The organism is Variovorax sp. YR266, from assembly GCF_900107295.1.
Lineage (GTDB): Bacteria > Pseudomonadota > Gammaproteobacteria > Burkholderiales > Burkholderiaceae_C > Variovorax.
Window position 1 is genome coordinate 349,698 of the sequence record NZ_FNPM01000008.1, and the last position, 25,876, is coordinate 375,573.

General features: G+C 67.6%; 26 protein-coding genes. 7 read left to right on the forward strand and 19 right to left on the reverse strand.

The genetic code is table 11. From position 1 onward, the window contains the following. Nucleotides 1-15 precede the first annotated feature (15 nt). Both BLW48_RS22215 and BLW48_RS22220 read right to left on the reverse strand, forming a co-directional pair. Complete coding sequence (locus tag BLW48_RS22215) at nt 16-372, reverse strand: alpha/beta hydrolase (RefSeq protein WP_093177520.1); 357 nt, start codon at nt 370-372, stop codon at nt 16-18. A 114-nt stretch (nt 373-486) separates the two neighbouring features. Continuing rightward, complete coding sequence (locus tag BLW48_RS22220; RefSeq protein WP_093177521.1) at nt 487-2,151, reverse strand: adenylate/guanylate cyclase domain-containing protein; 1,665 nt, start codon at nt 2,149-2,151, stop codon at nt 487-489. A gap of 56 nt (nt 2,152-2,207) precedes the next feature. On the opposite strand from BLW48_RS22220, the gene BLW48_RS22225 reads away from it, so the two are divergent. After that, nucleotides 2,208-2,927 (forward strand): Crp/Fnr family transcriptional regulator, encoded by a 720-nt coding sequence (locus tag BLW48_RS22225; protein WP_093177523.1) that lies wholly within the window; start codon nt 2,208-2,210, stop codon nt 2,925-2,927. Between the two features lie 12 nt (nt 2,928-2,939). On the opposite strand, the gene BLW48_RS22230 is transcribed toward BLW48_RS22225, so the two are convergent. After that, entirely contained in the window at nt 2,940-3,413 is a 474-nt protein-coding gene (locus BLW48_RS22230; protein WP_093177524.1) for a DoxX family protein, read from the reverse strand. A 131-nt stretch (nt 3,414-3,544) separates the two neighbouring features. Further along, entirely contained in the window at nt 3,545-4,474 is a 930-nt protein-coding gene (locus BLW48_RS22235) for a LysR family transcriptional regulator (protein WP_093177526.1), read from the reverse strand. Nucleotides 4,475-4,631: 157 nt separating this feature from the next. Between BLW48_RS22235 and BLW48_RS22240 the strand changes: the two genes are divergently transcribed. From BLW48_RS22240 to BLW48_RS22255, 4 genes are all read left to right on the forward strand, one after another. Continuing rightward, nucleotides 4,632-5,471: an intradiol ring-cleavage dioxygenase gene (locus tag BLW48_RS22240; RefSeq protein WP_093177527.1), complete on the forward strand. Its 840-nt coding sequence runs from the start codon at nt 4,632-4,634 to the stop codon at nt 5,469-5,471. 33 nt (nt 5,472-5,504) lie between these two features. After that, entirely contained in the window at nt 5,505-6,110 is a 606-nt protein-coding gene (locus BLW48_RS22245) for a nuclear transport factor 2 family protein (protein ID WP_093079576.1), read from the forward strand. Between the two features lie 6 nt (nt 6,111-6,116). Further along, nucleotides 6,117-7,097, forward strand: coding sequence for a Bug family tripartite tricarboxylate transporter substrate binding protein (locus BLW48_RS22250; RefSeq protein WP_093177529.1), 981 nt, complete (start codon nt 6,117-6,119; stop codon nt 7,095-7,097). 350 nt (nt 7,098-7,447) lie between these two features. Then, entirely contained in the window at nt 7,448-8,206 is a 759-nt protein-coding gene (locus BLW48_RS22255; protein ID WP_093057601.1) for a sulfite exporter TauE/SafE family protein, read from the forward strand. Between the two features lie 15 nt (nt 8,207-8,221). Here the strand turns inward: BLW48_RS22255 and BLW48_RS22260 are convergent, their stop codons facing one another. The 5 genes from BLW48_RS22260 to BLW48_RS22280 form a co-directional block, all read right to left on the reverse strand. Beyond that, nucleotides 8,222-8,581 carry a DUF1428 domain-containing protein gene (locus BLW48_RS22260; RefSeq protein WP_093057602.1) on the reverse strand — a complete coding sequence of 120 codons (360 nt, stop codon included), beginning with the start codon at nt 8,579-8,581 and terminating at the stop codon, nt 8,222-8,224. Between the two features lie 70 nt (nt 8,582-8,651). Then, nucleotides 8,652-10,124, reverse strand: coding sequence for a DHA2 family efflux MFS transporter permease subunit (locus BLW48_RS22265; protein WP_093057603.1), 1,473 nt, complete (start codon nt 10,122-10,124; stop codon nt 8,652-8,654). Nucleotides 10,125-10,161: 37 nt separating this feature from the next. After that, nucleotides 10,162-10,581, reverse strand: coding sequence for a VOC family protein (locus BLW48_RS22270; protein ID WP_093057604.1), 420 nt, complete (start codon nt 10,579-10,581; stop codon nt 10,162-10,164). Between the two features lie 17 nt (nt 10,582-10,598). Next, on the reverse strand, nt 10,599-11,126 hold the full coding sequence (locus tag BLW48_RS22275; RefSeq protein ID WP_093177530.1) for an SRPBCC family protein: 528 nt from the start codon (nt 11,124-11,126) through the stop codon (nt 10,599-10,601). Between the two features lie 40 nt (nt 11,127-11,166). After that, complete coding sequence (locus BLW48_RS22280) at nt 11,167-11,604, reverse strand: VOC family protein (RefSeq protein ID WP_093177531.1); 438 nt, start codon at nt 11,602-11,604, stop codon at nt 11,167-11,169. A gap of 131 nt (nt 11,605-11,735) precedes the next feature. On the opposite strand from BLW48_RS22280, the gene BLW48_RS22285 reads away from it, so the two are divergent. Further along, nucleotides 11,736-12,389, forward strand: a complete 654-nt coding sequence (locus BLW48_RS22285; protein ID WP_093057607.1) for a TetR/AcrR family transcriptional regulator — start codon at nt 11,736-11,738, stop codon at nt 12,387-12,389. Between the two features lie 15 nt (nt 12,390-12,404). On the opposite strand, the gene BLW48_RS22290 is transcribed toward BLW48_RS22285, so the two are convergent. The 10 genes from BLW48_RS22290 to BLW48_RS22335 all read right to left on the reverse strand — a co-directional run bounded on the left by BLW48_RS22290 (nt 12,405) and on the right by BLW48_RS22335 (nt 24,900). Then, nucleotides 12,405-12,896 (reverse strand): MarR family winged helix-turn-helix transcriptional regulator, encoded by a 492-nt coding sequence (locus BLW48_RS22290; RefSeq protein ID WP_093079558.1) that lies wholly within the window; start codon nt 12,894-12,896, stop codon nt 12,405-12,407. 46 nt (nt 12,897-12,942) lie between these two features. Next, nucleotides 12,943-14,700: an acyl-CoA dehydrogenase family protein gene (locus BLW48_RS22295; protein ID WP_093177533.1), complete on the reverse strand. Its 1,758-nt coding sequence runs from the start codon at nt 14,698-14,700 to the stop codon at nt 12,943-12,945. 21 nt (nt 14,701-14,721) lie between these two features. After that, nucleotides 14,722-16,467: a tannase/feruloyl esterase family alpha/beta hydrolase gene (locus BLW48_RS22300; RefSeq protein WP_093177534.1), complete on the reverse strand. Its 1,746-nt coding sequence runs from the start codon at nt 16,465-16,467 to the stop codon at nt 14,722-14,724. 46 nt (nt 16,468-16,513) lie between these two features. Next, nucleotides 16,514-17,248 (reverse strand): ABC transporter ATP-binding protein, encoded by a 735-nt coding sequence (locus BLW48_RS22305; RefSeq protein WP_093177536.1) that lies wholly within the window; start codon nt 17,246-17,248, stop codon nt 16,514-16,516. 1 nt (nt 17,249) lies between these two features. After that, entirely contained in the window at nt 17,250-19,064 is a 1,815-nt protein-coding gene (locus tag BLW48_RS22310) for a branched-chain amino acid ABC transporter ATP-binding protein/permease (RefSeq protein WP_093177537.1), read from the reverse strand. A 162-nt stretch (nt 19,065-19,226) separates the two neighbouring features. After that, entirely contained in the window at nt 19,227-20,267 is a 1,041-nt protein-coding gene (locus BLW48_RS22315; protein WP_093079547.1) for a branched-chain amino acid ABC transporter permease, read from the reverse strand. A gap of 22 nt (nt 20,268-20,289) precedes the next feature. Continuing rightward, the gene (locus BLW48_RS22320; protein WP_093177538.1) at nt 20,290-21,435 is read right to left on the reverse strand and encodes an ABC transporter substrate-binding protein; all 1,146 of its coding nucleotides are present in this window, start codon (nt 21,433-21,435) and stop codon (nt 20,290-20,292) included. A gap of 55 nt (nt 21,436-21,490) precedes the next feature. Beyond that, a complete protein-coding gene (locus BLW48_RS22325) occupies nt 21,491-22,255 on the reverse strand; it encodes an SDR family NAD(P)-dependent oxidoreductase (RefSeq protein ID WP_093057615.1) in 765 nt (254 codons plus the stop codon). A 21-nt stretch (nt 22,256-22,276) separates the two neighbouring features. Next, entirely contained in the window at nt 22,277-24,130 is a 1,854-nt protein-coding gene (locus BLW48_RS22330; RefSeq protein ID WP_093177540.1) for a feruloyl-CoA synthase, read from the reverse strand. After that, nucleotides 24,127-24,900: a crotonase/enoyl-CoA hydratase family protein gene (locus BLW48_RS22335; RefSeq protein WP_093057617.1), complete on the reverse strand. Its 774-nt coding sequence runs from the start codon at nt 24,898-24,900 to the stop codon at nt 24,127-24,129. The genes BLW48_RS22330 and BLW48_RS22335 overlap by 4 nt, the downstream gene beginning before the upstream one ends. Before the next feature lie 104 nt (nt 24,901-25,004). Between BLW48_RS22335 and BLW48_RS22340 the strand changes: the two genes are divergently transcribed. Beyond that, a complete protein-coding gene (locus tag BLW48_RS22340; protein WP_093177541.1) occupies nt 25,005-25,871 on the forward strand; it encodes an amidohydrolase family protein in 867 nt (288 codons plus the stop codon). The last annotated feature ends 5 nt before the right edge of the window (nt 25,872-25,876 follow it).

Sequence of the window (25,876 nt, forward strand, 5' to 3'; positions counted from 1 at the left end):
GGGCCGCGTCGCCGCTTACAGGCCGGCCTGGCGCGTGAACGACACCGTCGGCTTGCTGTAGGCCGAGGGCACCTGGTCGCGGTAGAACGCGCGGCGGTCCAGGCTTTGCAGCGGGTCGTGAGCGGTGGCCACGGCCTGGTCGCGCACCGCATTGCGGTCGAGCGTGGAGTTGACGGCCAAAGTGCCTTCAGCGGCGCTGTCGGAGTAGGGGTTGCCGGCGCGCGCGGCAGCCAAGGCTTCGGCCTGCACGTCCATGCGGCTGGCGGACGAGGTGATGGCGTGCACGCCTTCGTAGGCTTCAGCGTGCGCGCCTGCTGCGCCAAGCATGGCGAATGCGGCGGCGGAGATGGCGATGAGTTGCTTGGTGTTCATGATGCGAGTCCCTTTGACTGTCAGTGTGGGCGGCGGACATTCGTCGTTGCCACGGGATGCAGTGTGAAACCGCATCGTGGTTGGCGCTGTGCGTTTGCGCACCGCTTTCGGCAACTACAGAGGAGCAGCGCTGTGCGGTGCGTAGAGCACCGCAAGAGGTTCGGAGCGTCCCCGCACGGTGAGCGTTTCGATCGCGCCCATGGCCTCCGCAACACCGGCCTGCTCGGCCGCGAACAGCGAGACGACGAGGCGCGATGCGGCCGTCTTCGAGTGGTCCTGCAGCCGGCTCGCGGTGTTGACCACTTCGCCTATAGCGGTGAAGGTGGTCGTCTCCAGGTAGCCCACTTCACCCACCGCCGCACGGCCCGCATGCAGGCCCATGCCGAACTCCAACCGCTGGCCGAACTGCGCCTCGAAGCCTTCGCTCCATGCATCCATGCGCTGGCCGATCAGCTCGGTCGCGTGCAGTGCCTGCCTGCAGGCGGTGGGCAGGTCGCATTCGAGCCCGAAGATCGCCATCACGCTGTCGCCGATGAACTGGTTCGGCACGCCGCCGCTTTCGCGCACGGCCGCGCCGACGGTGGCGAAGTAGCGGTCGAGCACATAGGCCAGGTCGAAGGGCCACTGCCGCTCCGACAGGCCCGACCAGCGCCGAAGGTCGACGAACAAGATCGCCACGTCGCGCTCGCGCCCGAAGCTGCCGACCGGCGCGGGCCGGCCTTCATTGGGCAGTGGCGCGAACAGCGGCGTGACCTCGACGTCGCCGCGCGGGCGCAGCTGGCAGGCCAGGCGCACGTCGGCCGGCGCGCGCACGCGTTCGAGCGTGCGCTGCTCGTCGCGGCCGGGTTCGCCGATGTGTTCGACCGGGCCGGCCACGCGCACGCGGCAGGTCGAGCAGCGCGCCCGTCCGCCGCAGATCGACACATGCGCGATGCCGTGCGAGCGGCTCGCTTCCAGCACGCTCCAGCCGCGCGGCACCTGCACCGTGCGGCCGGGGTAGCGCAGCGTGACCGATGGCTGCCGCGACCAGCGCGCGAAGCTGTTGCGCCCCCAGCGCGCCCCCAGCAGCGCGACCAGCGCCAGCCCGTAGAACCACTTGATGCTGCCTTCGGCCGTATTCAGCGCCTTGCCCTGTTCGGGCGTGGGAAGCACGGTCGGCGGCACGCCGCTCCACTGGAACTCGCGCCCCATGGAGACGAAGCCCATCGCCGCCGTCAGCGGCAGCACAACCGCAATGGCCAGCAGCAGGTGGGAAAAGCGTCGCCAGGCCGGCTGCGCCCGCAGTGCGAAATGCAGGCCCAGGCAGCCGTGGACCCAGGCCGCCAGCATCATCAGCAGCTGTGCGGCCGCGCCCTGCCAGTCCCACAGCCCCCAGACCACGCGCACATACGAGCCCTCGATGCCATAGGCCAGGTAGGCGCCGCGCATGGCAGTGAGGTGCGTGGCCAGCAGCAGCGGCAGCGCAAAGCCCAGCAGTACGCGCAGGCCTTCGAGCGGCGGCATGCGCAGGGTGCGGCGCTCCCACAGGGCGACCACGGCCAGCGCCAGGTGGGTGGCGGCCGCGCCGTACAGCAGCACGGTGCCTGGCAGGCTGTGCCAGAACTTCTGCACGCCGCGCAGCACGGTCTCGGCTGCGGCAAAGGAATAGATGCCCAGCGAATGGTTCAGCAGATGCGCCGTGATGTAGGCCATCAGCACCAGCCCGCTCGCCCAGCGGAGATTGCGCCGTGTCGGCGGTCTCAGGGAAAAAGGGGGAGCGTGAGGGGAACGTCTGTCCATGAACGGGTTCGAAGCGGCACCCGAGCATAATCCGCGCGCCTCTACCTAGCCCTGGCATGGCCAAACCTGAACTCACCCCTCGCTCCAGCCTCGCGCTGCGCCAGATCGCGCTGCTCGAAGGCCTTTCAGACCAGCGCCTGGACCTGCTGGCCCAGCAATGCCTGTGGCACAGCGTGGAAGCCGGCAAGCCCTTGCTGCTGCGCGCCGAGCAGCAGGGCGACCTGTTCCTGCTGGTCTCGGGCCGGGTGCGGGTGACGACCTATTCGGCCAACGGCCGGCAGGTGACCTTCCGCGATTCCGAAGCCGGCGAGCACTTCGGCGACATCGCCGCCATCGACGGTGGCCCGCGCTCCGCCGACGTGGTCACGCTCGAACCCAGCGTGGTCGCCAGCCTCGACCGCGCCGCCTTCATGGCCCTGCTGCACGATGAGCCGCTTGTGGCCCAGCGCGTGATGCTGCGGCTGGTGTCGCTGGTGCGGCAGTTGTCGGAGCGCGTCATCGACCTGAGCACCCTCGGCGTGCAGAACCGGCTGCATGCCGAGTTGCTGCGCCTGGCCCGCACCGCCGGTATCGACGGCAACCAGGCCCGGCTGGAGCCGGCTCCCAAGCATGCGGCGCTGGCCAGCCAGATCAGCACCAACCGCGAGCAGGTCACCCGCGAGCTGAATGTGCTGGTGCGCAACGGCGTGCTGCGCAAGGACGACAAGGCCCTGCTGGTGGCTGACGTCGCCCGCCTGGAGCTGATGGTCTCCCAAGTGCGGGGCGACGCCGGCTGAGCCGGAAGACGCTCAGTTCCAGCGACCCTTGACGCCGCCCACGCTGAAGCGGCCGGCACCCAGCAGCACCACCGTCAGCGCGCCGAACAGGTACAGGCCCTGCAGTTCCAGCGCCCAGCCGCCCTGCTTGGTCAGCGAGAACAGGTCGGCCATGTGCACCAGGCCGAAGGCCACCAGCATGTTGATGACCACCACGGCGGCGGCCGCGCGGGTGAAGACGCCCGCGATCATCAGCAGCGGCGCGACGATTTCGCCCACGTACACCAGGTAGGCCAGCCCACCCGGCAGCCCGGCCTTGGCCAGCATGCCGCCGATGAAGCCCACGCCGGCCGACAGCTTGAAGATGCCGTGCAGCAGCACCAGGAAGCCGATCGTCACGCGAATCAATAGCTTGCCGGAGTCGTCCAGCGCGGCGGGGGAGAGGGTGGAAAGCGGCGATGCGATCGGCGCACGCGGGGTGTTGGCGGCTGCGGCCTGGGTGTTCATGGCAGATCCTTGCTTGGTGGAAAACGGTGGTCCGCCGCGGAATGCGACGGTTGCGGTTCCAGTTTGCGAGGCCGCCGAAATGCGGGATGTGCGTTTACGCACATGTTTTGGCGAAAGGCCGTTTTGCCCGGTCAGTGGCTGCCGAAGTGGCCTGTCCACTTTCTTTCGTAGTCCATTTTTGCGAAATGCGCCGCCATGAAGTCGATGAAGCTGCGCACCTTCGCCGACAGGTGCTTACGGCTCGGGTATGCCAGGTTGATCGTCAGGTGCGGCAGGTCCCAGTCGTCCAGCGTGGGCACCAGCCGGCCGGCCACGATGTCTTCGTAGACGATGTAGGTCGGCTGCACCAGGATGCCCATGCCATCGAGCGCGGCGGCGCGCAGCACCTGGCCGTCGTTCGATTCGAGCAGGCCCGTCACCGACACCGTGTGCGTCTCCCCGCCACGGCTGAAGCGCAGCTCGTTCGGGTTGTTGGCGTAGGTGTAGATCAGCAGCTTGTGCTGCTTCAGCTCGTCCAGCGTCTTCGGAAAACCGTGCTGCGCAAAGTAGCGCGGCGATGCCGCCAGGACGCGCCGCGTCTCGCCGAGCCGGCGGATCGTCACGTTCGAATCGGGCTCGTACTCGCGCGTGCGGATCGCCACGTCGATGTTGTTGTCGATCAGGTCGAAGTAGCGGTTGGCGGCCTCCACGTGCACCGTCACGCCCGGATAGCGCTGCGTGTATTCGCGCAGCAGCGGAGCGATGTGATGGATCGAGAAAGAAAGCGAGGCCGTCACGCGCAGCGTGCCCGTCGGGTTGAGCGCGGTGGCGTTCACCGTCGACTCGGCGTCCGCCAGGTCGGCCAGGATGGTGCGGGCGCGGCCGCAGAACTCGCGGCCGGTGTCGGTGAGGTACAGGCGGCGCGTATTGCGCTCGACCAGCCGCGCGCCCAGCCTTTCTTCGAGCGCACTCAGGTGGCGGCTCGCGGCGGCGTTGGAGAGGCCCAGCGCCTCGGCCGCGCGGCTCAGGCTGCCGGCATCGGCGATCTGCACGAGCAGGGCGATTTCGGTCCAGCGGTCCATGGGGTGGTGTCTCCGGGCTTGTTTTTCAGGGCCGGACGATTTTGGCGCAGGGCAGGCTCGACCGTTCCGCTGGGCGGAAAAATCATTTGCACCCTGGTGCTTTCGTGTGAGCGGCGTGCGGCCTACAGTGCGCCGAGACAACATGGAGACAGCCACGATGCGCAACCTCAACCAGGACAACATCACCCAGGCCGTGCTCGCGCGCTTCGCCGATACCCCCAGCCCGCGCCTGCACGAGATCATGACCAGCCTGGTGCAGCACCTGCACGCCTTCGCCCGCGAGGTGAAGCTCACCGAGGACGAGTGGTTCCAGGGCATCCAGTACCTCACCGCCACCGGCCAGAAGTGCGACGACAAGCGGCAGGAGTTCATCCTGCTGTCCGACGTGCTGGGCCTGTCGATGCTCACCATCGCGATGAACAACGACAAGCCGGCCGGCTGCACCGAGGCCACCGTGTTCGGCCCCTTCTACTTCGAGGGCGCGCCCGAATACGAGCATGGCGACGACGTGGCCAACGGCGCTGTAGGCGCGCCCTGCGACGTGTTCGCCACGGTGTGCGGACTCGACGGCGAGCCGGTGGCCAATGCGGTGGTCGACGTGTGGCAGGCCGACGAAGGCGGCCACTACGACGTGCAGCACCAAGGGCTGGACCACGCAGAGAACCGCGGCCGCCTGCGCACTGCGGCCGATGGCTCGCTGCATTTCCGCAGCGTGCTGGCCGAGGCCTATCCGATCCCGGTCGATGGGCCCGTGGGCGACCTGCTGCGCGCGACCAAACGCCACCCGTGGCGGCCCGCGCATCTGCATTTCAAGATCGAGGCGCCGGGCTACGAACGGCTCATCACCCACGTGTTCCGCGACGGCGACCAGTGGCTCGACTCCGATGCGGTGTTCGCGGTGCGGCAGTCGCTGGTCGCGCCATGGAAGAAGCAGGACAACGGCCGCTGGCGGCTGGACTTCGACTTCGTGCTCAACCCGTTGAAGCAGCCTGCCTGATCCAAACAAAAAACAATGAAGGAGACAACGCAAATGACAGATACCCTGCAGCAGGAGCTGCTGATCCGCCGGATGATCGAACGCTGGGCCGTGTGGCGCGACGCTGGCGACTGGGAGCGCTTCGCCACCGTTTGGCACCCCGATGGCGTGATGATGGCCACGTGGTTCCAGGGCCCGTACACCGAGTTCATCCGCGTCACGCAGGAGGGCTGGGCCAAGGGCGTGAGCATCCTGCACTTTCTGGGCGGCTCGGCCATCGAGGTGGCTGACGAGCGCGCCATCGCGCAGACCAAGATGACCATCTCGCAGCGCGGCATGGTCGAGGGCGTGCTGTGCGATGTGGTGTGTACCGGCCGCTTCTACGACTTCGTGGAAAAGCACGGCGGCGAATGGAAGCTGCTGCACCGCCAGCCGATCTACGAGAAGGACCGCATCGACCCGGTGGACCCTGCCGCCACGGTGAAGCTCGATGCAGCCGTGCTGGCCGACCTGCCCGAAGGCTATCGCCACCTTGCCTACATCCAGCAGCGCATCGGCTACACGGTGAAGCTGGACATGCCGATGCTCAAGGGGCCGGCGGTGGAGGCGCTGTACCAGCGCGGCGCGCGCTGGCTCGCTGGCGGCGCACTCGAGCGCTGAACGGCCATGGACACCACACTCGACCGCCGCAGCGTCATGGCTGCGGCGCTGGCGATGCTCGCCATGCCGAAACTCGCGCTTGCACAAGACTGGCCTTCGAAGCCGCTCAAGCTCGTAGTGCCGCAGCCACCCGGCGGCGGCTTCGACTTTGTCGGCCGGCTGCTTGGCGAGCGTCTGTCGCGCGCACTGGGCCAGCCCGTGATCGTCGACAACCGCTCGGGTTCCGGCACGGTGGTCGGCACCGACTTCGTCGCCAAGGCGCCGGCCGATGGCTACACGCTGCTGGTCGGCTCGGTGTCGAACCTCGCGCTCAACATGGGGCTGTACAAGAACCTGCCCTACGACTCGCTGCGCGACTTCGAGCCGCTGGGGCTGGCCGTGGCCTACAGCTACACGCTGATGGCGCGGAAAGACCTGCCGCAGGCCACGCTGAAAGACGTGGTGGCGTTTGCCAAAGCCAACCCGAAGAAGCTCAACTACGCATCGGCGGGCAACGGTTCTGGACAGCATGTGATCGCGGCGGCGCTGTGGCAGCAGGCCGGTGTGGAGCTGACGCACGTGCCGTACCGCGGTGCGCAGGCGGCTTACCAAGACCTGCTTGGCGGTCGGGTCGATCTGTTCTTCGACCTTTCGCCGACGGCGCGGCCGCAGGTGGTGGCTGGCAATGCGAAGGCGCTTGCGGTTTCGGGTACATCGCGGCTGCCGACGCAGCCTGACGTTCCCACCATTGGCGAGACCGGCGTGGCGAAGCTGGAGCTTGAATCTTGGTTCGGCCTCTTCGCACCGGCGAAGACACCGCCGGCGGTGCTGGAGCGACTGCGTGCCGAGCTTGCAAAGGTCATCGCAATGCCTGAGGTGATGGATTCGTTCGTGAAGGCCGGTGGCAAGCCGCTCGCGCTGTCGCAGGCTGACACGCACGCGCTGGTGCGCAAGGACGTGGAGCGTTGGAGTCGCACGGTGCGTGAGCTGGGTATTCAGCCGGAGTAGATCGTTTTGGTTGCTCGGCTGTGTGTTGTGTTCGGGGTGCGTGCGAATGGCACCGGGTACTCCCCTCCGCGAATGTCCCCCGGCCTGCGGCCTCCTCCTTTATTTCGCTGCGGGGAGCACCCGGTGCCATTCGCAGATGGACGCGGTCGTAGTGCTGGCCGATCAACCTCAGCGCTAAACGATCACGTCGATGGGGTGCCTTGCGCAGCGAAATAAAGGAGGAGGCCGCAGGCCGGGGGACATTCGCGGAGCAAGGTACCCCGTCGGCGTGAGCGCACCCCAATCTAAAGGCCTGCTACGCTAGCGAAGCCCGCCGCCCCGGTGGGCTTTTTTCTGCGCTTCTTCTGCCCATGGCCTTTCCCCTCATCACCGACCCGCATTTCTATGCGGTCGCTATTCCCGCCGTGCTGCTGCTCGGCATCAGCAAGAGCGGTTTCGGCGCGGGCTTCGGTTCGCTCGCGGTGCCGATGATGGCGCTGGCCGTCACGGTGCCGCAGGCAGCCGCCATCCTGATGCCGCTGTTGCTGCTGATGGACGTGCTGGGCCTGGCGGCGTTCCGGCGCGACTTCGATCGCTCGCTGCTGAAGTTTCTGATTCCGTTCGGGCTGCTGGGCACGGTGATCGGCACGCTGCTGTTTCGCATGCTGTCGGCGCACACGGTGGCGGGCATCGTCGGTGTGTTCACGTTGCTGTTTCTGGCGCAGCGCCTGCTGCTTCCGCCCAAGCCCAACGATCCGCTGCCTTCGCGCGGCGTGGGCGCGGTGCTGACCACGGTGTCGGGCTTCACCAGCTTCATTGCGCATGCGGGCGGGCCGCCCATCAATGCCTATGTGATTCCGCTGCGGCTCACGCCGGTGGTCTTCACGGCCACCATGGCCTACTTCTTCTTCGTGGTGAATCTCAGCAAGTGGATTCCCTATGCGTGGCTCGGCCTGCTCGACTTTCGCACGCTGGCCACGTCGCTGGTGCTGATGCCGCTCGCGCCCCTCGGCGTGTGGGTCGGCATCCGCATCGCTCGGCGCATCGATGCGACGTGGTTCTATCGCTTCGTGTACCTGGGCATGTTGCTCACGGGCCTGAAGCTCGTCTATGACGGCTTCCTGGCCTGAGCGTGTCGGGCGAGGTCAGAGTTCGACGATGCTCTTGAAGCCACCGAAGATCATCCGCTTGGCATCGAAGGGCATGGTCTTCGGGTCCATTGCCGCGATGCGCGGGTCGGCCATGACCTTCGCGTTCACCGTGTCGCGGTGCTTGCGCGACTTGTAGACGATCCACGAGAAGGCCACGGTCTCGTCGGTCTTCAGCTTCACGCTCTGCGGAAACGAGGTCAGCTTGCCGGGCTTCACGTCGTCGGCGATGCACTCCACGTATTCGATCGCGCCGTATTCCATCCAGACCTTGCCGGCCTTGCGCGCCAGCTTGCGGTAGGCCTCGACGTTGGCGGTGGGAATGGCGACGATGAAGCCGTCTACATAACGAGCCATGGGTGTTCTCCTGAATAAAGAGTGGAACCGTTGAAGAAAGAAAACCGGCGGTTGCATGGCGTGTTGCCGCTCACGATGCCGCCGTCCCCCGGGGTGCTCCTTTTCCGTCAGCCTTTTCGTTGTTCTCCATTTGCCCAGGCATGACTGTGCGAAGCAGCAAGGCCCCGATCAAACCCGCCGCCGCCGCGAACACGGCGCCGACGAGAAACGCAAGGTTGTAGCCACCGGTGAGGGCCAGCGGCATCTGCGCGCCGGCCGCTTCCATCGATGCGCTGCGCGCTGCCGCGGCGCTGGCCAGCACGGCCAGGCCCAGCGCGCCGCCCATCATGAAAGAGGTGTTGACCACGCCCGAGGCCAGGCCCGAATCGGACGGGCTCACCTCGCTCATGGCCGCCAGCAGCACCGGATTGAAGGCCATGCCCGCGCCGAGGCCGAGCAGCATCATCCCGGGCAGCACGTCGGTCACGAAGCTGCCGTTGACCGGCGCGCGCGCGAACAGTGCCAGCCCGATGGCCGCGAGCCAGAGCCCGGCGGCCAGCGGTTTGCGAATGCCGAAGCGCATCACGATCTTGGCCGACAGGCCGAGCGAGAACACCGCCATGATCACGTTGGCCGGCAGGAAGGCCAGGCCGATCTGCATGGGCGTGTAGTTCAGCACCAGCTGCATGTACAGCGCCGAGATGAAGAACCACGCGAACATTGCCGCGGCCCACAGCACGCCGACCACGTTGGAGACCGACACGCTGCGCAGCTTGAACAGGCCCAGCGGCATCAGCGGATGCTGCACACGCGACTCGATGCCGATGAAGATGGCCAACAGCACCACGGCCGCGCCGAGCAGGCTCACCGTTTGCGTGGAGCCCCAGCCGGCCTCGTTGCCGTTGACCACGCCGTACACCGCGAGCATCAGCGACAGCGTGACGGTGATGGCGCCCGCAACGTCGAGCTTCTCGCCGTGCGCATGGCCGCGCGCGCTGGGCAGCAGCGCCACGCACAGCGCGTATACCGCAACGCCGATTGGCAGGTTCACCAGGAAGATCCAGTGCCAGCTCAGCGTGCTCGTCAGCAGGCCGCCCAGCAGCACGCCGATGCTGCCGCCGCCCGCGCACACGAAGCCGTACACGCCCATGGCTTTTGCGCGGTCGGCCGGTTCGGTGAAGAGATTCATGATGAGCGAGAGCGACACGGCAGAGACCACTGCGCCGCCCAGGCCCTGCACCGCGCGCGCCGCCACCAGCAGGCCCTGCGAGGTCGAGACCCCGCAGGCCAGCGATGCCAGCGTGAACAGTACCAGGCCCGCGAGGAACACGCGGCGGTGGCCGTACAGGTCGCCGAGCCTGCCGCCCAGCAGCAGGAAACCGCCGAAGGTCAGCATGTAGGCGTTCACCACCCAGACCAGCGAGGTCTCGGTGAAGCCCAGGTCGGTACGGATCGAGGGCAGCGCCACATTCACGATGGTGGTGTCGAGCACGATCATCAGAACGCCGAGGCACAGCACCATCAATGCGAGCCAGCGCTTTCGGCTGTCGAGTTGGTTGGTCATGGGAAGTGCAATTCCTGTAGAGCGATGGGAGGAAGGGTCAGACCAGCGGCTTCCCGCCGTTGATCAGCCACGGCGTGCCGAAGCGGTCGGTCACCATGCCGAAGCCTTCGACCCAGAAGGTCTTCTCGAAGGGCATGGAGACCTTGCCGCCGTCGGCAAAGGCGTCGAACACGCGGCGCGCTTCGGCGACGGTATCGAGCGTCAGCGCGACGCCGAAGCCCTTCATGCCTTCGTACGGCTGGCCGGGCATGGAGTCGGAGGCCATGAGCATGCCGTCGCCGTAGGCCAGGGAGGCATGCATGATGCGCTTCTTCGCCTCGGGCGGGAACTGCTCGGTGTCGGGTGCTTCGCCGATGGTCATCATCATCTGCATGGTGCCGCCGAGCGTCTTCTCGTAGAAGCGCATGGCCTCTGCTGCATTGCCGTCGAACGTGAGGTAGGCGTGGATGGGGGACATGAGGTTTCCTTGTGGGGTTACTTTTCGGTGGCCGTCTTGAGATTGGCAAGGCCTGCTTCGAAGTCCTTGCCGATCATCTGGTCCATGTTGAAGAAGATGCCCATGAGCTTTGCAACGTAAGGGCTGGGGCCATGCATGGCCCAGGTGACCTGCGTCGCATTGCCCTGAGGCTGGAGTGTGAATTCGGCCGTGTTGTGGCCTTCGAAGGGCTTGATGAAGTCGAGCTTGATCGCGACCTTCGACGAAGGCGTCGACTCCACGATCTCCATGCTCCCGGCGCCCGCCTTGTCGTTGCCCTCCCAGGCGTAGGTTGCGCCCTTGCCGCTCGCCGTGCCGCCGAAGGTGCGCTTCATGGCGGGGTCGAGCTTCTCGTAGGGCGACCATGCGCTCCAGCGGTGGAAGTCGTCGATCAGCGGAAAGATCTTGTCGGCCGGCGCGTCGATGCGCGCAGTGCGTTCCACGCGGAAGGTGTCGGGCCGGGTGGCGGCGAAGATCAGCAGTGCGGCGATCGCGAGCACGATGACGAGGGCGATTTTCTTGAGCATGTCGGGAGCTTTCTCGGGAGATGGATGGAGCGTGCGGGAATCAGGTGGGGTGCGCGACGACCAGCAGCCAGCCCACGCCGAAGCGGTCGGTCAGCATGCCGAAGTTCGAGGTGAAGAAGGTCGGCATCAGCGGCTGCATGACCTGGCCGCCTTCGGCGAGTGCGTTGAACCACTTGACGACTTCGGTGTCGGTGTTGGCGGTGAGCGCGAGCATGATGCCCTCGAACTTCGCTTGTCCCGAGCAGCGGCCATCGGAGGCCATCAACTCGGTGTCGCCGATGCGAAACACCGCGTGCATCACCTTGTTTGCATCGGGCGTGCCGCCGGCGCAACCGGCTTCGGCGTTCTCTGAAGGGGCTCCTGCAGGCGCTTCGCTGTAGCGCATGAGCTGCACGACCTCGGCGCCTAGCGCCTTCTTGTAGAAGCCGAGCGCTTCGTCGCAGCGGCCTTCGAACGAGAGGTAAGACTGGACTTTCATGGCGATTCCTTTGGATTGAAGAGGTGACTCGGAGGCCCCCGGTGTCATGGGCCGCAAACAATCGAATTACTTTGTGTACACCGTCCACAAAGAATAGCAGGGATAATGGACAGTGTCCACATGGAATTGCAATGAAGCTCAACAACGTCCCCGACAGCCTGCCACCCGCCCGCAGCACTTATCGCCACGGCGACCTGCGCCGGGCGCTGCTGGACGCGGGCATTGAACTGGCGCGCGACGGCGGCCCCGGCGCGGTGGTGCTGCGCGAGGCCACGCGGCGCGCGGGCGTGGTGCCCAACGCGGCGTACCGGCACTTCGGCAGCCGGCAGGAGCTGTTGCTCGCGGTGCGCGAGGCGGCCCTGGCCGCGGCGGCGACCGCGATGGAGAAGGAGCTGGCGGTGCTGCCCTGCGACCAGCCGCCGGCAGACTTCGCACGGGCGCAGGTGCGCGCCGTCGGCACCGCCTATCTGCGCTTCGCGCAGGCCGAGCCGGGTCTGTTCCGCACGGCCTTCGTGATCTCCGATGAGGGCAGCGGCGAACTCGGCCCGGGCAAGGCGGGCGCCGGTGGACTGGACCCATTCCAGCTGCTGGGCAAGGCCATCGACCGGCTGGTGGATGCCGGCGTGCTCGACCCGGCGCGGCGCCCGAATGCCGAATACCTCGCGTGGAGCGCGGTGCACGGGCTGGCGCTGCTCATCATCGACGGGCCGCTGCGCGAGATGCCGGCCGAGGCTGCCCACAGCCTTGGCCAGCAATTGATCGATATGGTCGAGCGGGGCCTCTGAGCCCCCTTCAAAACGCTAGAAATAGATCTTCTGCAGCAACCGGATCAGCGTCTCGCGCTCCCGCGCAGTGAGCTTGGCGCTGGCATCGGCTTCGAGCTGGATCACGGTCTGCTCGGCCTCGCGGACCAGCGCCTCGCCAGCCGCCGTGAGATGCAGCCCGACGGCGCGGCCGTCATGCGGGTGGGGGCGGCGTTCGATCAGGCCCCGGCTGTCCAGCGTGGCCACCAGGCTCACGAGGTTCGGCGGCAGGATGTCCAGCGCGTTGCACAGCTGCCGCGACGTGGCGCCCGGGTTGTGCGCCAGCAGCGACAGCACTGAAAAGTCGATCTGCTTGAGCCCGTAGGGCGCCATGCGCTCCGCAAAGAAGGCGCTGACGATCAGCCACGCTCGGCGCGCGTTGTAGCCGACCAGGGTTTCGAGCATGCGTGCGTCGAGCCGGTCCTGCTTGCCTTGCGGCACTACGGCCTGCTCGCCTTTCGCGGGGGCGGATTTCGGGGAGGGTGGCATGGCCCGAGCGTAACCGCGAGTGGATGCATGCGAGCGATTCGAGTGGCTAGTTGGCGACACCCGGGGGCGTCGCGGCATGGTGGCTCAGGGCCACCGTCTCGCAGGCCCGCTTGACGATGCCAAGCCGCATTTCGAACTCGGGCAGCACCCAGCGGCGAAAGGCGGCCGCCGCCCGGGCCTTGTCAGCGTCCTGCGGCGCCACTGCCTCGATGCGCGCCCAGGCCCACGCCATCATCGCGAGCATCGTCACGCGCAGGTAGTCGTCGGCCACCTCGTAGGGCAACACGGGGTTGGCATGCGCCGCCATCGCGATGGTGGTGCCCAGGTAGCGCAGCTGCGCCAGCCGGCGCTGCACGTCGGCATCGGCCTCGCGCGAGGCGTCGAGCGTGTCGCGCAGTTCGAGCAGCACGGCCGACATGCCCACGCCGCCGTCGGGCAACACCTTGCGCACCAGCAGGTCGATGGCCTGGATCTCGTTGGTGCCCTCGTAGATCATGGTCACGCGCGCGTCGCGCACGATCTGCTCGATGCCCCACTCGCGCACGTAGCCGTGGCCGCCGAACACCTGCAGGCATTCGCTCGCCCCGTAAAAAGCCTGGTGCGTGCACGCGGCCTTCAGCACCGGCGTGACGAACGAACACCAGCGCTGCGCTCGCTCGCGTGCCTTCGGGTCGGAGTCATGCGCGGCGACGTCGAGCATCAGCGCACTGCGGTAGGCGAGGGTGCGCGCACCGTCGATCCAGGCGCGCTGCGTATCGAGAATGCGGCGCACGGCCGGGTGCTCGGCGATCAGGTCGGCCGGCTCGCTGCCGCGGCTGGCGGGCACGGGGCCGGGGGCGCGCATCTGGCGGCGCTCGGCGGCATAGGCGTCGGCCTTCTGCCAGGCGGCGTCGAGCAGGCCGATGGCCTGCAGCGCCACGTGCAGGCGCGCCGAATTCATCATCACGAACATCGCAGCCAGACCGCGGCCGGGCTCGCCGACCAGCCAGCCGGTGGCGTCGTCGAAGCGCATCGTGCAGGTGGGGCTGCCGTGCAGGCCCATCTTTTCTTCCATGCGTTCGCAGTGCACCGCGTTGCGTGTGCCGTCGGGCAGCAGCTTGGGTACCAGCACCAGCGACAGGCCCTTGGGGCCGGCCGGCGCATCGGGCAGGCGACACAGCACGAGATGCACGATGTTCGGCGTCAGGTCGTGTTCGCCGCCGGAAATGAAGATCTTGCCGCCGTTGACCCGCAGGCTGCCGTCGGCCTGCCCCACCTGCGGTGTGGCGCGCGTGCGCACCTGCCCCAGGTCGCTGCCCGCATGGGCTTCGGTGAGGCACATGGTGGCGAGCCACTCGCCGGTCGCGATCTTCTGCAGATAGCGCTGCTTCAGCTCCTCGCTGCCGTGGTGCTTGAGGCAGGCGTACGCGCCATGCAGCAGGCCGGGCGCCATCGTGAGGCCATGGTTGGCGGCGGCCAGCCATTCGTAGAGCACCGCTTCGAGCACCGCGGGCAGGCCCTGGCCGCCGTCTTCCGTCGCGGCCGACAGCGCGGGCCAGCCGCCGTCGACGAAGGCCTGGTACGCCTCGCGAAAGCCCGGCGGCGAGACCACTTCGCCGTCGACAAAGCGGCAGCCGATCTCGTCGCCGCCACGGTTGATGGGTGCCACCACCTCGCCGACGAAGCGGCCTGCCTCTTCGAGCACTTGCGATTGCAGGGCCTCGTCGACTTCGGCAAAGGGCGCGAGCGTGGCCAGGCGCGCGGGCGCGTCGAGCACGGCATTGAGCAGGAAGCTGACGTCTTCGGGGCGGGGCTGGTAATCCATCGGGGGCTCGGTAACTCGGTATCAGGGCGTCGGGAGCTTGCACGCGAAGCTGCTCGCGCGCTCGGTGTCGCCGCCGATATAGGTTGCGACTTGCGGGTAGGGGCACAGCGGCCGCGTGCGTTGCGCCGACCAGTTGGCCGGCACCTCGGCGTTGGGCATCGGCGTGCCCGCGCCGCGCGCCGAGGCGGTGACCGATGCGGGCGCCTTGCCCTGCTCGACCCAGTCGACCAGCGCGCTCAGCATGTCGAACTGGTCGGTGGCCGGGCCGCCCGCGCAATGGTTCATGCCGGGCACCGGGAAGTAGCGTGCGAACGACGAGGCATCGCCGCCATTCGCGGCCTGCACACGGTCGTACCAGGCCTGCGTGTCGTCGGACGAGAACACCGGGTCGCTGGTGCCGTGGTAGACGATCATGCGGCCTCCGCGGTTGCGCAACGCGCCCAGGTTGGCCGCGTCGGGCGGCGTCATGAACGACAGGGCCGATTCGCGGAACACGCCATCGGTGGCCGCGATGCGCGGTGCGTCGCGGTCCATGTCGAAGCCCAGTGTGAAGGGCAGGCCCTGCGGCCGGTCGGCCAGTGGCGGCGTGCTGAAGATGAAGCCCACTGCACCCGCGTCGCGCGTCGGCGGGCTCGCGAACTTCCACTCACGCCAGTTGGCGCCGCTCACGCCTGCGTCGAACGGGAAGCTGCTGTAGATCGCCTGGCCCGCACTGTTGCGCGCGCCCTTGAACACGTCGGCGAGCGCCTTCTTCTGCGGCGCGCTGAGGCATATGCCGTCACGCGTACCCGCCGCGCAGGTGGGCACCGCCGTCTGGATGTCGAAGCGCGTCTTGCAGGCATTGACGTTCGACACGATGCCGTCGGCCAGGCCGTCGAGCGCGTCGCAGCGCTGCAGCACCTTGTCGGCCACCAGCTTCAGCTCGGCCGGCGTGAACGCGCTCTGCAGGTCGGGCTGGCCTGCGGGTGTCTTCGCGCTGGCCACCGCCGCGTATTGCTGCGCGCCGTAGAGCTGCGCGACTGCCGCCTTCGGCAGGTTGAAGCCGGGGTCGCCCGCGAGGATGCCGTCGTACTGGTCGGCCGAGCGCACGGCAGCCACCATCGCGTGCCGCCCGCCGTTGGAGCAGCCACCGAAGTAGGAGCGGTCGGGTCCGCGGCCGTAGGCCTTGGCGATCAGGTTCTTGGCCATCGGCGTGAGCTGCGCGACGGCGTTGTAGCCGTAGTCGAGCCGCGCCTGCGGGTCGAGCCCGAAGCGCGGGCCCATCGAACCCGCGTGGCCGGCGTCGGAACTGATGACGGCAAAGCCCATCTGCAGCGCGCTGCTGCGCGGGCCGCCACCGCCGATGCCGCCGAGCGCCGGCACCACGACGCCGTCGAGCCCGCCGTTGGCCTGGTAGAAGAAGCGGCCGTTCCATGCAACGGGCAGCCGCATCTCAAAGCCGATGGCATAGCGCTGGTTGTCGACGGGGCTCGTGCGCTCGTTCATGCGACCCTGCACGAGGCAGTGCGCGGGCGCGCTCATGGCCACGCCGCCGACCGTGACGGTGCCGGCCGGCACGTCAGTGACCGAGGTGTAGACCGTGCCCGGCAGCGCGGCGCGGGCGGCAAGGTCGGTGCAGGCCTGGAGCGTGCCGGGCCGCGCGGCTGCCAGCGGCGCATGCGGTGCTGCATTCGATGCCGCGGGCCGGCCCGCGCAGGCCGCGAGCAATGCGGCAACGCCGAGCGCGGTTGCGCACAGGCCGAGGTGGACGTGGCTCTGTCGGGTCATCAAGTTGTCTCCTTGCCGCGCATGCCGCGGCTTTCTTTTCTTCTCGTCAGGCGGCTTTTCTTGCCGCGCCCAGGTAGGTGTCGATCACGCGTGAGTCGACCGCGAGTTCTTGCGCTCTGCCTTCCAGGCTCACGCTGCCCATTTCGAGCACGTAGCCGTGGTCTGCCACTTCGAGCGCGGCGCGCGCGTTCTGCTCCACCAGCAGGATCGTCACGCCCGTGGCGCGCAGCGCATCGACCGTGCGGAAGATCTCCTGCACCACCAGCGGCGCCAGGCCCAGGCTGGGTTCGTCGAGCATCAACAGCGTGGGGCGCGACATCAGCGCGCGGCCCACTGCCAGCATCTGCCGCTCGCCGCCCGACAGCGTGCCGGCCAGCTGAGCGCGGCGCTCCTTCAGGCGCGGGAACAGCGCGTACACCTCGTCGATGCGGTCGCGCCACTGCCTGTTGCGCAGTCGCACCTGGCGGAATGCGCCGAGCACGAGGTTGTCTTCCACCGGCATGGTGCCGAACAGCTCGCGCTTCTCGGGCACCAGCGCGATGCCGAGCATCACGCGCTCCTCGAGCGACAGCGCGGAGATAGGCTGGCCCTTGAACTCGATGACGCCCTTGGCGGGCAGCACGCCCATCAGCGCATTGAGCAGGGTGGACTTGCCGGCGCCGTTCGGGCCGATCACAGTGACGACGCTGCCCTGGTCGGCCTGCAGGTCAATGCCGTGCAGCACTTCGGCGCGGCCGTAGCCGGCGTGCAGGTCGCGGATGCGGAGCAAGGGGGTTGTCATTTCAGTGCTCCGTGCCCAGGTACGCGGCGCGCACCTTGTCGCTGTTCTGCACCTCGGCGGGCGTGCCCTCCATCAGGTGCGTGCCGAATTCCATCACCACGATGTGGTCGCAGATGTCCATCACCAGTCCCATGTCGTGCTCGACCAGCAGGATGCTCATGCCTTCGCCGCGCAGTTGCCGCAGCACCTTGCCCAGCGCTTCCTTTTCCTTGTGGCGCAGGCCGGCCGCGGGCTCGTCGAGCAGCAGCAGGGCCGGGTCGGCGCACAGCGCGCGTGCAATCTCAAGCAGGCGCTGCTGGCCCATCGCGAGGTTGCCAGCGAGTTCGTGCAGCAAGTCGCCCATGCCCACGCGCTGCAGCTGGCGCTCGGCCTCGCGGAACAGCGCGCGCTCTTCGGCGCGGTCGATGCGCAGCATGGCTGCAATGGCGCCCTTGCGCCCGCGCAGGTGCGCGCCCAGAGTCACGTTTTCCAGCACCGTCATGTCTGCCACCATCTTCACGTGCTGGAAGGTGCGCGACACGCCGCGCTGCGCGATCTGCCGTGCGCCGAGCCCGCCGATGGCCTCGCCGCGGAAGCGCACGGCACCGCCCGAGAGGCCGAGCACGCCGGTCACCAGGTTGAAGGTGGTCGACTTGCCCGCGCCGTTCGGCCCGATCAGGCCGACGATCTGGCCGGCGCGCGTCTGGAAGCTGATGTCGTTCACCGCCACCAGCCCGCCGAAGGTCTTGCGGATGGCCTGCACGTCGAGCACGACTTCGCCGGCTGCTGGCTTGGCGCGCGCGGGCAGGTCTTTCGCGCCTTGCCAGTCGACGCTGCGGCGCGGACGCGGCAGCCGCCGGTCGACGAATGCCCAGAGCCCTTCGGGCAGGTACTTGAGCACCAGCACGATCATGATGCCGAACACGATCAGCTCGTAGCTGCCGGCCGTGCCGATCAGCTTGGGCAGCAGCACCTGCAGCTGGTCTTCGAGCAGCTTGACCACACCCGAGCCGGCAATCGCGCCCCACACGTGGGCCGCGCCGCCGAGCACCGCCATGAACAGGTACTCGATGCCCATCTTCAGGCCGAAGGGCGAGGGGTTCACCGTGCGCTGGAAGTGAGCGAACAGCCAGCCCGAGATCGACGCGAGCATGGCCGCCAGCACGAAGATGCCGATCTTGAAGCGCAGCGTGTTCACGCCCATGGCCTCGGCCATCTGCGAGCCGCCCGCCAGCGAGCGGATGGCGCGGCCGCTGCGCGAGTCGAGCAGGCGGATCACCGCGAACGCAGCAAGCAGCGCGAAGATCCACACCACCGCATAGAACATGCGCTGCTGCCCGACCTCGAAGCCGAACACGGTGAGGCCCTTCACGCCCAGGATGCCGTCGTACTTGCCGAGTGCATCGAGGTTGCCCATGAGGTAGTACAGCGACAGCGCCCAAGCGATGGTGGCCAGCGGCAGGTAGTGGCCCGACATGCGCAGCGTGATGGCGCCGATGATCGCAGCGCTGAGGCCAGTGAGCGCTAGCCCGATGAAGAGCGTGACCCATGGCGAGAGGCCGGTGTTCACCGTGAGGTAGGCGGTGGTGTACGCACCGATGCCCACGAAGGCCGCCTGCCCGAAGGAGGTGAGGCCGCCCACGCCGGTGAGCAGCACCAGGCCGAGCACGGGCAGCGTGTAGATGCCGATGTAGTTGAGCTGGATGATCCAGAAGTCGGGCAGCGGCAACAGCGGCAGCGCGATCAGCACCAGGATCAGCGCGAGCGGGCCCCAGGTGCGCAGCGCGCTCTTGTCGGATGCCGGTGCCGAAGAGGAAGGGTTCAGGAGCACTTCCATTTTCAGTTGTCCATTGCGCTGTGCGCGACCCACGGCCCATGAGACCGGCGCGGCCAAGGCGCGGAACACCGCGGAACCGGCTCTGCCGGGCCGCTGGTGTTGCCCCCGGTGAGGGGGAAGGAGAAGCGACACGAAGTGCGCGAAGCCTGGGGGAGTTTCATTTCAATGCTCTTCGTCCGAATGGCCGCTGGTCAGCGAGCGCCACAGCAATACCGGCAGGATGATGGTGAACACGATCACTTCCTTGAACGAGCTGGCCCAGAACGAGCCGAACGCCTCGATGACGCCCACTGCCAACGCACCGAGCAGCGCACCCGGATAGCTGGCGAGACCGCCGATCACACCAGCCACGAAGCCCTTCAGGCCGATGAGAAAACCCGAGTCGTAGAACACCGTGGTGGTCGGCCCGATCAGCAGGCCCGAGAGGGCGCCGATCAGCGCCGCCATCGCGAAGGTGAGCTGCCCGGCCGCCTGCGTCGAGATGCCCATCAGCCGAGCGCCCAGCCGGTTCACCGCCGTGGCCCGCAGCGCCTTGCCGTACAGGCTGCGCTCGAAGAACAGCCACAGCAGCACGATCAGCGCGGCCGATACGCCGAAGATGATCAGCGCCTGCCCGCTCACGTTGAGCGGCCCGAGCGCCATGCGCTCGTCCCAGAACGGTGGGTTGCGAAAACCCTCCGCGCCGAAGAACAGCAGGCCCAGCCCGGTCATCGCAAAGTGCACGCCCACCGAGACGATCAGCAGCACCAGCGAACTCGCGCCAGCCAGCGACTGATACGCCACGCGATACACCAGGGGCCCGAAGGCCGTGACGATGAACACCGTGAGCAGGGCCTGCACGCCGATCGGCAGGTTGCGCGGGCCGGCCCAGGCCGACACCGCGCAAATGATGGCGGGGAGGGCGAATGTGCGCAGCGCCGCCTTCAGCCCGCTCGCCGCGCTGCCGCTGTGGCGCCAAGTGGTGGCCAGGTCCATCAGCGCGGCAACGCCGGCCAATATGAGTAGCAGCCACACCGTGCCCGGCGTCTTGCCGGTCTGGAAGATCGCCAGCGTCAGCGCGCCGTACGCCACGAATTCGCCCTGCGGGATAAAGATGACGCGGGTCACCGTGAAGACGAGCACGATGCCCATGCCCAGCAGGGCATAGATCGCGCCATTGGTGAGGCCGTCCAGCGTCAGGATGCTGGCGATTGAAAGATCCATGGCGTGCGGTCGTGGCGAAGGATTACTGTTCGACCTTGAAGGCGCCGTTCACCACCTTGAGCATCACGCCGGTCTCGGTCGTGTAGCCCCAGTGGTCCTGCGCCGTCCAGTTGAGCACGCCGTGCGCGAGCACCGTGCGGCCCATGCTTTCGAGCGCGTCGCGCAGCGCGGCGCGGAACTCCGGCGTGCCGGGCTTGGCCTTCTTGAGCGCGACCGGCACGGCCTTTTCGAGCACAGTGAGCGCATCGGCCGAATGGCCGGCGAACTGGTTGCGCGAGCCGGGGCCGTAGACCTTTTCGTAGCCCTGCACGAAAGCGACCGCGGCGGCCTTCGACGGGTGGCTGTCGGGCAGTTGCTCCGCCACGGTGGCGGGGCCCGACACCACGAAGGTGCCTTCGGCGTCCTTGCCGGCGGTGCGCATCAGGTCTTGCGTGGCGGCGGCGTGAGTCTGGTAGACCTTGCCCTTGTAGCCGCGCTCCATCACTGCCTTTTGCGGCATGCCGGCACCGCTGCCCGAGGCCACGATCAGGATCGCATCCGGGTTGGCTGACGTGAGCTTCAGCACCTGGCCGGTCACGCTGGTGTCGGCGCGCGCGAAGCGCTCGGTGGCGACGATCTTGATACCGTTCTTGGCGGCCTCGGCGGTCAGCGCCTTCAGCCACAGTTCGCCGTAGGCGTCGGTGTAGCCGAGGAAGCCGACCGTCTTCACGTTCTGCTTCTTCATGTGCGCGACCACCGCGAAGGCCATCACGTCGTTCGACTGCGGAAGGCGGAAGAACCACTTGTCCTTGCCCGGCGGCAGGCCGGCGGGTGCGGTGGAGATCTGCGGCGTGCCCGCTTCGGCCGTCACGTCGGCCATCGGGATGGCGACCGGCGTGGCGCTGGAGCCGACGATGACGTCGGCCTTGTCTTCGGTGACGAGGCGCTGCGCGTCTTTCACGCCGGTGGTTGGGTCGGTGGCATCGTCGAGCACGACGACCTTCAGCGTTTCGCCCGCGATGGTCTTGGGCCAGATCATGATGCCGTTCTTCACCGGAATACCCAGGCCCGAGGCAGGGCCCGTGAGCGGCTGCACCACGCCGATGGTGATGTCGGCATGGGCTATGCCGACCATGCCGGTGGCCATGAGCGCCAGCATGGCGGCGAGGGTGGTCTTCTTGAAGGTCATCGATGTCTCCTGATACGTTGTGAGGCGAGAACTTGGGAACGCGAAAAGGTGCGGCTCAGCGCGGCGCCATGCGCAGTGCGCCGTCGAGGCGGATCACCTCGCCGTTGAGGTGCCCGTTGGTGACGATGTGGCAGGCCAGCTCGGCGAACTCCGAGGGCTTGCCCAGGCGCGGCGGGAAGGGAATGGATGCGGCCAGTGAATGTTGCACCGCCTCGGGTAGTTCCAGCAGCAACGGCGTGGCGAACAGGCCCGGTGCCACGGTGCACACGCGAATGGCGTGCTGCGCAAGGTCGCGCGCCATCGGCAGCGTCATGCCGACCAGGCCGCCTTTGGAGGCGCTGTAGGCCTGCTGGCCCACCTGGCCGTCGAAGGCGGCGACCGAGGCGGTGAAGAGCATCACGCCCTTTTCGCCGTTGTCGAGCGCATCGAGCTTCGCGCAGCGCGCGGCGAAAAGGCGCGCCATGTTGTAGCCGCCGATCAGGTTGATGTTGACCACGCGCACGAAGTCTTCGAGCGGCGCGGGGTTGCCGTCCTTGCCGACGATGCGCTTGGCGCTGCCGATGCCGGCCACGTTCATCAGGATGCGCGCGGTGCCGTGCGCGGCCTCGGCCTTGTCGAGCGCGGCGTTCACGCTGTCGGTGTCGGTGATGTCGCAGACGCAGGCGACGCCGCCGATCTCCGCCGCCACCTTTTCAGCGAGCGCGGCATTGCGGTCGAGCACTGCGACCTTGGCGCCCAGGCGTGCGAGTTCGCGTGCGGTGGCTTCGCCGAGGCCCGATGCGCCGCCGGTGACGAGGGCGGCTTGTCCTTCGATCTTCATTCTTGTGTCTCCTGGATGGGGTTAGCGGGGCTTGACGGTGAAGGGCAGGGTGCCGTCGTGCATTGCATCGGCCAGCGCGGCGCGATGCTTGAGCACGGCGCGCTGGTTGATGGAGCCCTTGTCGGTCACTTCGCCCTTGTCGATGGACGGCGGCTCGGCCATCAGGTGCAGCCGTGCAATGCGGTTGGCACTGCCGGTGGCGCTCGCGGCCAGCGTGTCGGCGACCTGCTGGAAGTGCGCCTGCACCGGCGCGCTCTCGAGCACTTGCTGCATGGTGGCGTCGGGGGCCAGGCCGGCGAGCTGCCGCACCTTCTGCGTAGGGAAGATCAGCGCGCCGACTTCCTTCAGGTTGATGCCGGTCAGCACCGCGTCCTGCACGTATGGCGCGCCGGCCGCGATGATCTTCGCGCGCATGGGGCCCACGCTCACGAAGGTGCCGGTGGCGAGCTTGAAGTCTTCGGCGATGCGGCCGTCGAAGCGCAGGCCGCGGTGGATGTTGCCGTCGTCTATCCACTTCACGGCGTCGCCGGTAGAGAAGAAGCCTTCGTCGTCGAAGGCCTCGGCCGTGGCATCGGGCGCGCGCCAGTAGCCGGGCGTGATGTTGGGGCCGCGGTAGCGCACCTCGGTCTTGCCGTCGACGTCGATCAGCTTGAGCTCGATGCCGGGTGCGGGCAGGCCCACGTCGCCCGACTTCACGTCGGGGCCGGTCACGTAGAGCGCGAAGGGGCCCGACTCGGTCATGCCGAGGCCGGTGCCCATGACGATGCGCTCGCCGACTTCCGACTCCTGCGTCTTGTGCAGGCTGTCCCACACGGGCTGCGACAGCGCGGCGCCCGAGTAGAAGAACATCTTCACGCGCGACAGCAGGTTGCGGCGCAGCACCGCGTCGGTTTCCATGGCGTGCGCGATGGCCTCGAAGCCGGTGGGCACGTTGAAGTAGATGGTGGGCGCGATCTCGCGCAGGTTGCGCAGCGTCTCGGCCATGCCGCCGGGCGTGGGCTTGCCGTCGTCGACGTAGAGCGTGCCGCCGTTGTCCAGCACGATGCCCACGTTGTGGTTGCCGCCGAAGGTGTGGTTCCATGGCAGCCAGTCGACGAGCACGGGCGGCTCTTCGCCCAGCGCTGGAATCGACTGGCGCAGCTGCTGCTGGTTGGCGCACCACATGCGGTGCGTGTTGATCACGGCCTTGGGCATCTTGGTGGAGCCCGAGGTGAAGAGGAACTTGGTGATGGTGTCGGGGCCGGTCGACTGCATGGCCGCGTCGATGGCCGGCGTGGCGGGTGTCGAGGCCAGAGCGTCGAGCGAGGTGGTGGCGCGGCCTTCGAGCTGGCCTTCTGCAATGACGACTTCGGTCTCTGCGGGAACGACGGCAGCGATGGCGCGGCCGTAGCGCGCGGCATCGGTGGCGAACACGAGGCCGGGGCTCAGCGTGTCGAACACGTGGCGCAGCTTCTCGAAGTCCTGGCTCACGAGCGAGTAGGGCGGCGACACGGGGCAGTAGGGCACGCCGGCGTAGAGGCAACCGAGTGCGAGCAGCGCGTGATCGATGCCGTTCTCGCTGAGGATGGCCACAGGGCGCTCGGCATTCAGGCCGCGGTTCAACAGGGCTTGTCCGATACCGCGGGCCTTCTGCAGCGCCTCCGCGTAGCTCACGCGGATCCAGTCGCCGGTGCTGCCGTCGGCCAGCCGTTCGCGGCGGGCGATGAAGGTGCGATCGGGCGTCTGTTCGGCCCAGTGCGCGAGGCGGTCGGTCATGCGCTCGCGGTAGGTTTCGAGCTGCGTCTCGGCGGTCAGGTACTGCGTGCCCGGTGCGCCGTCGCGCAGCACGGCGCGCGTCACGCCGAAGGCCAGGGGGCGGTATCGGATGGCGGTCATGTCTTGCTCACCTTCGCGCCCCGGCCTTCGAGGAAGTCGCGCACGCGTTCCTTGGCTTCGGGGGCGGCCTGTGCGATGCCGGCCATCAGCGCTTCGGTGAAGAAGCCATGGTCGGCCGACTGTTCTGCAATGCGCGGCAGTGCGTGCATCAGCGCGTAGTTGGTCAGCGGCGCGTTGGTGGCGATGCGCTTGGCGAGTTCGAAGGCCTTGTCGAAGGCCGTGCCTTCGTCGACCAGGTACTGCGCGAAGTTGGCGCGCTCGCCGTCCTCGGCGTTGTAGACGCGGCCGGTCATCATCATGTCGGTCATGCGGGCCACGCCGATCAGCTTGGGAATGCGCACCGAGCCGCCGCCACCCACGAAGATGCCGCGCGAGCCTTCGGGCAGTGCGTAGAAGGTGCTGCGATCGGCCACGCGGATGTGGCAGGCGCTGGCCAGTTCGAGCCCGCCGCCGACCACCGCGCCGTGCAGCGCCGCTACTACCGGCACCGGGCCATGCTGGATGAGATCGAGCGCCGCGTGCCACATGCGCGAGTGCTGCAGGCCCTGGCCGGCGTCGCGCTCTTTCAGCTCGCTCAGGTCGAGGCCGGCGCAGAAATGCGGGCCTTCGCCGTCGATCACCGCGGCGCGCACCGTGGAAGGCAGTTTCTCGAAGGTGTCGCGCAGCGCGAGGATCAGGCCGTCGGACAACGCGTTGCGCTTGGTGCCGCGCGTCAGGCGAACGATGGCGACTTCGTCGCGGAGCTCGATGTGAAGGTCTGGATTGGTCATGATGGTGTTCGGGGTTGCGTTGGATTATGGTTATGAGAAATAATCAATTCAAGGCATTTGGACCTGCCCGATGCTAGGGACTTACCCGTACTGGAGACAAACACATGGACCACCAGAACCTGATCGCGATCGACATCCACACCCACGCCGAGGTGAGCTGCTGGAACCCTTTCGACAACTACGGCGAGGAATACGACCGCGCCGCCGACAAGTACTTCGGCTCCAGCGGCCGGCCCACCATTGCGGAGAGCGTGGCGTACTACCGTGAAAGAAAGATCGGCCTGGTGATGTTCATGGTCGACGCCGAATCGAACATGGGCCGCCGCCGCATCCCGAACGAGGAGATCGCCGAGGCCGCGCAGAAGAACAGCGACATCATGATCGCCTTCGGCAGCATCGATCCGCACAAGGGAAAGATGGGCGCACGCGAGGCGCGCCGGCTCATCGAGGAGCACGGCGTGAAGGGCTTCAAGTTTCACCCGACGGTTCAGGGCTACCACCCCTACGACAAGATGGCATGGCCCATCTACGAAGTGATTGCCGAGTACGGCCTGCCGGCCATCTTCCACACCGGCCACAGCGGCATCGGCTCTGGCATGCGCTGCGGCGGCGGGCTGCGGCTCGAATACAGCAACCCGATGCACCTGGACGACGTGGCCATCGACTTCCCCGACATGCAGATCGTGATGGCGCACCCCAGCTTCCCCTGGCAGGACGAGGCGCTGAGCGTGGCCACGCACAAGCCCAACGTGTGGATCGACCTGTCGGGCTGGAGCCCCAAGTACTTTCCGAAGCAGCTGGTGCAGTACGCCAACACGCTGCTGAAGGACCGCATCCTGTTCGGCAGCGACTACCCGCTGATCACGCCCGACCGCTGGATGCGTGACTTCGAGGCGGCGGGGTTCAAGCCCGAGGTGATGCCGGGCATCCTGAAGGGCAATGCGGTCAGGCTGCTGAAGCTGGCGGCCTGACCGGC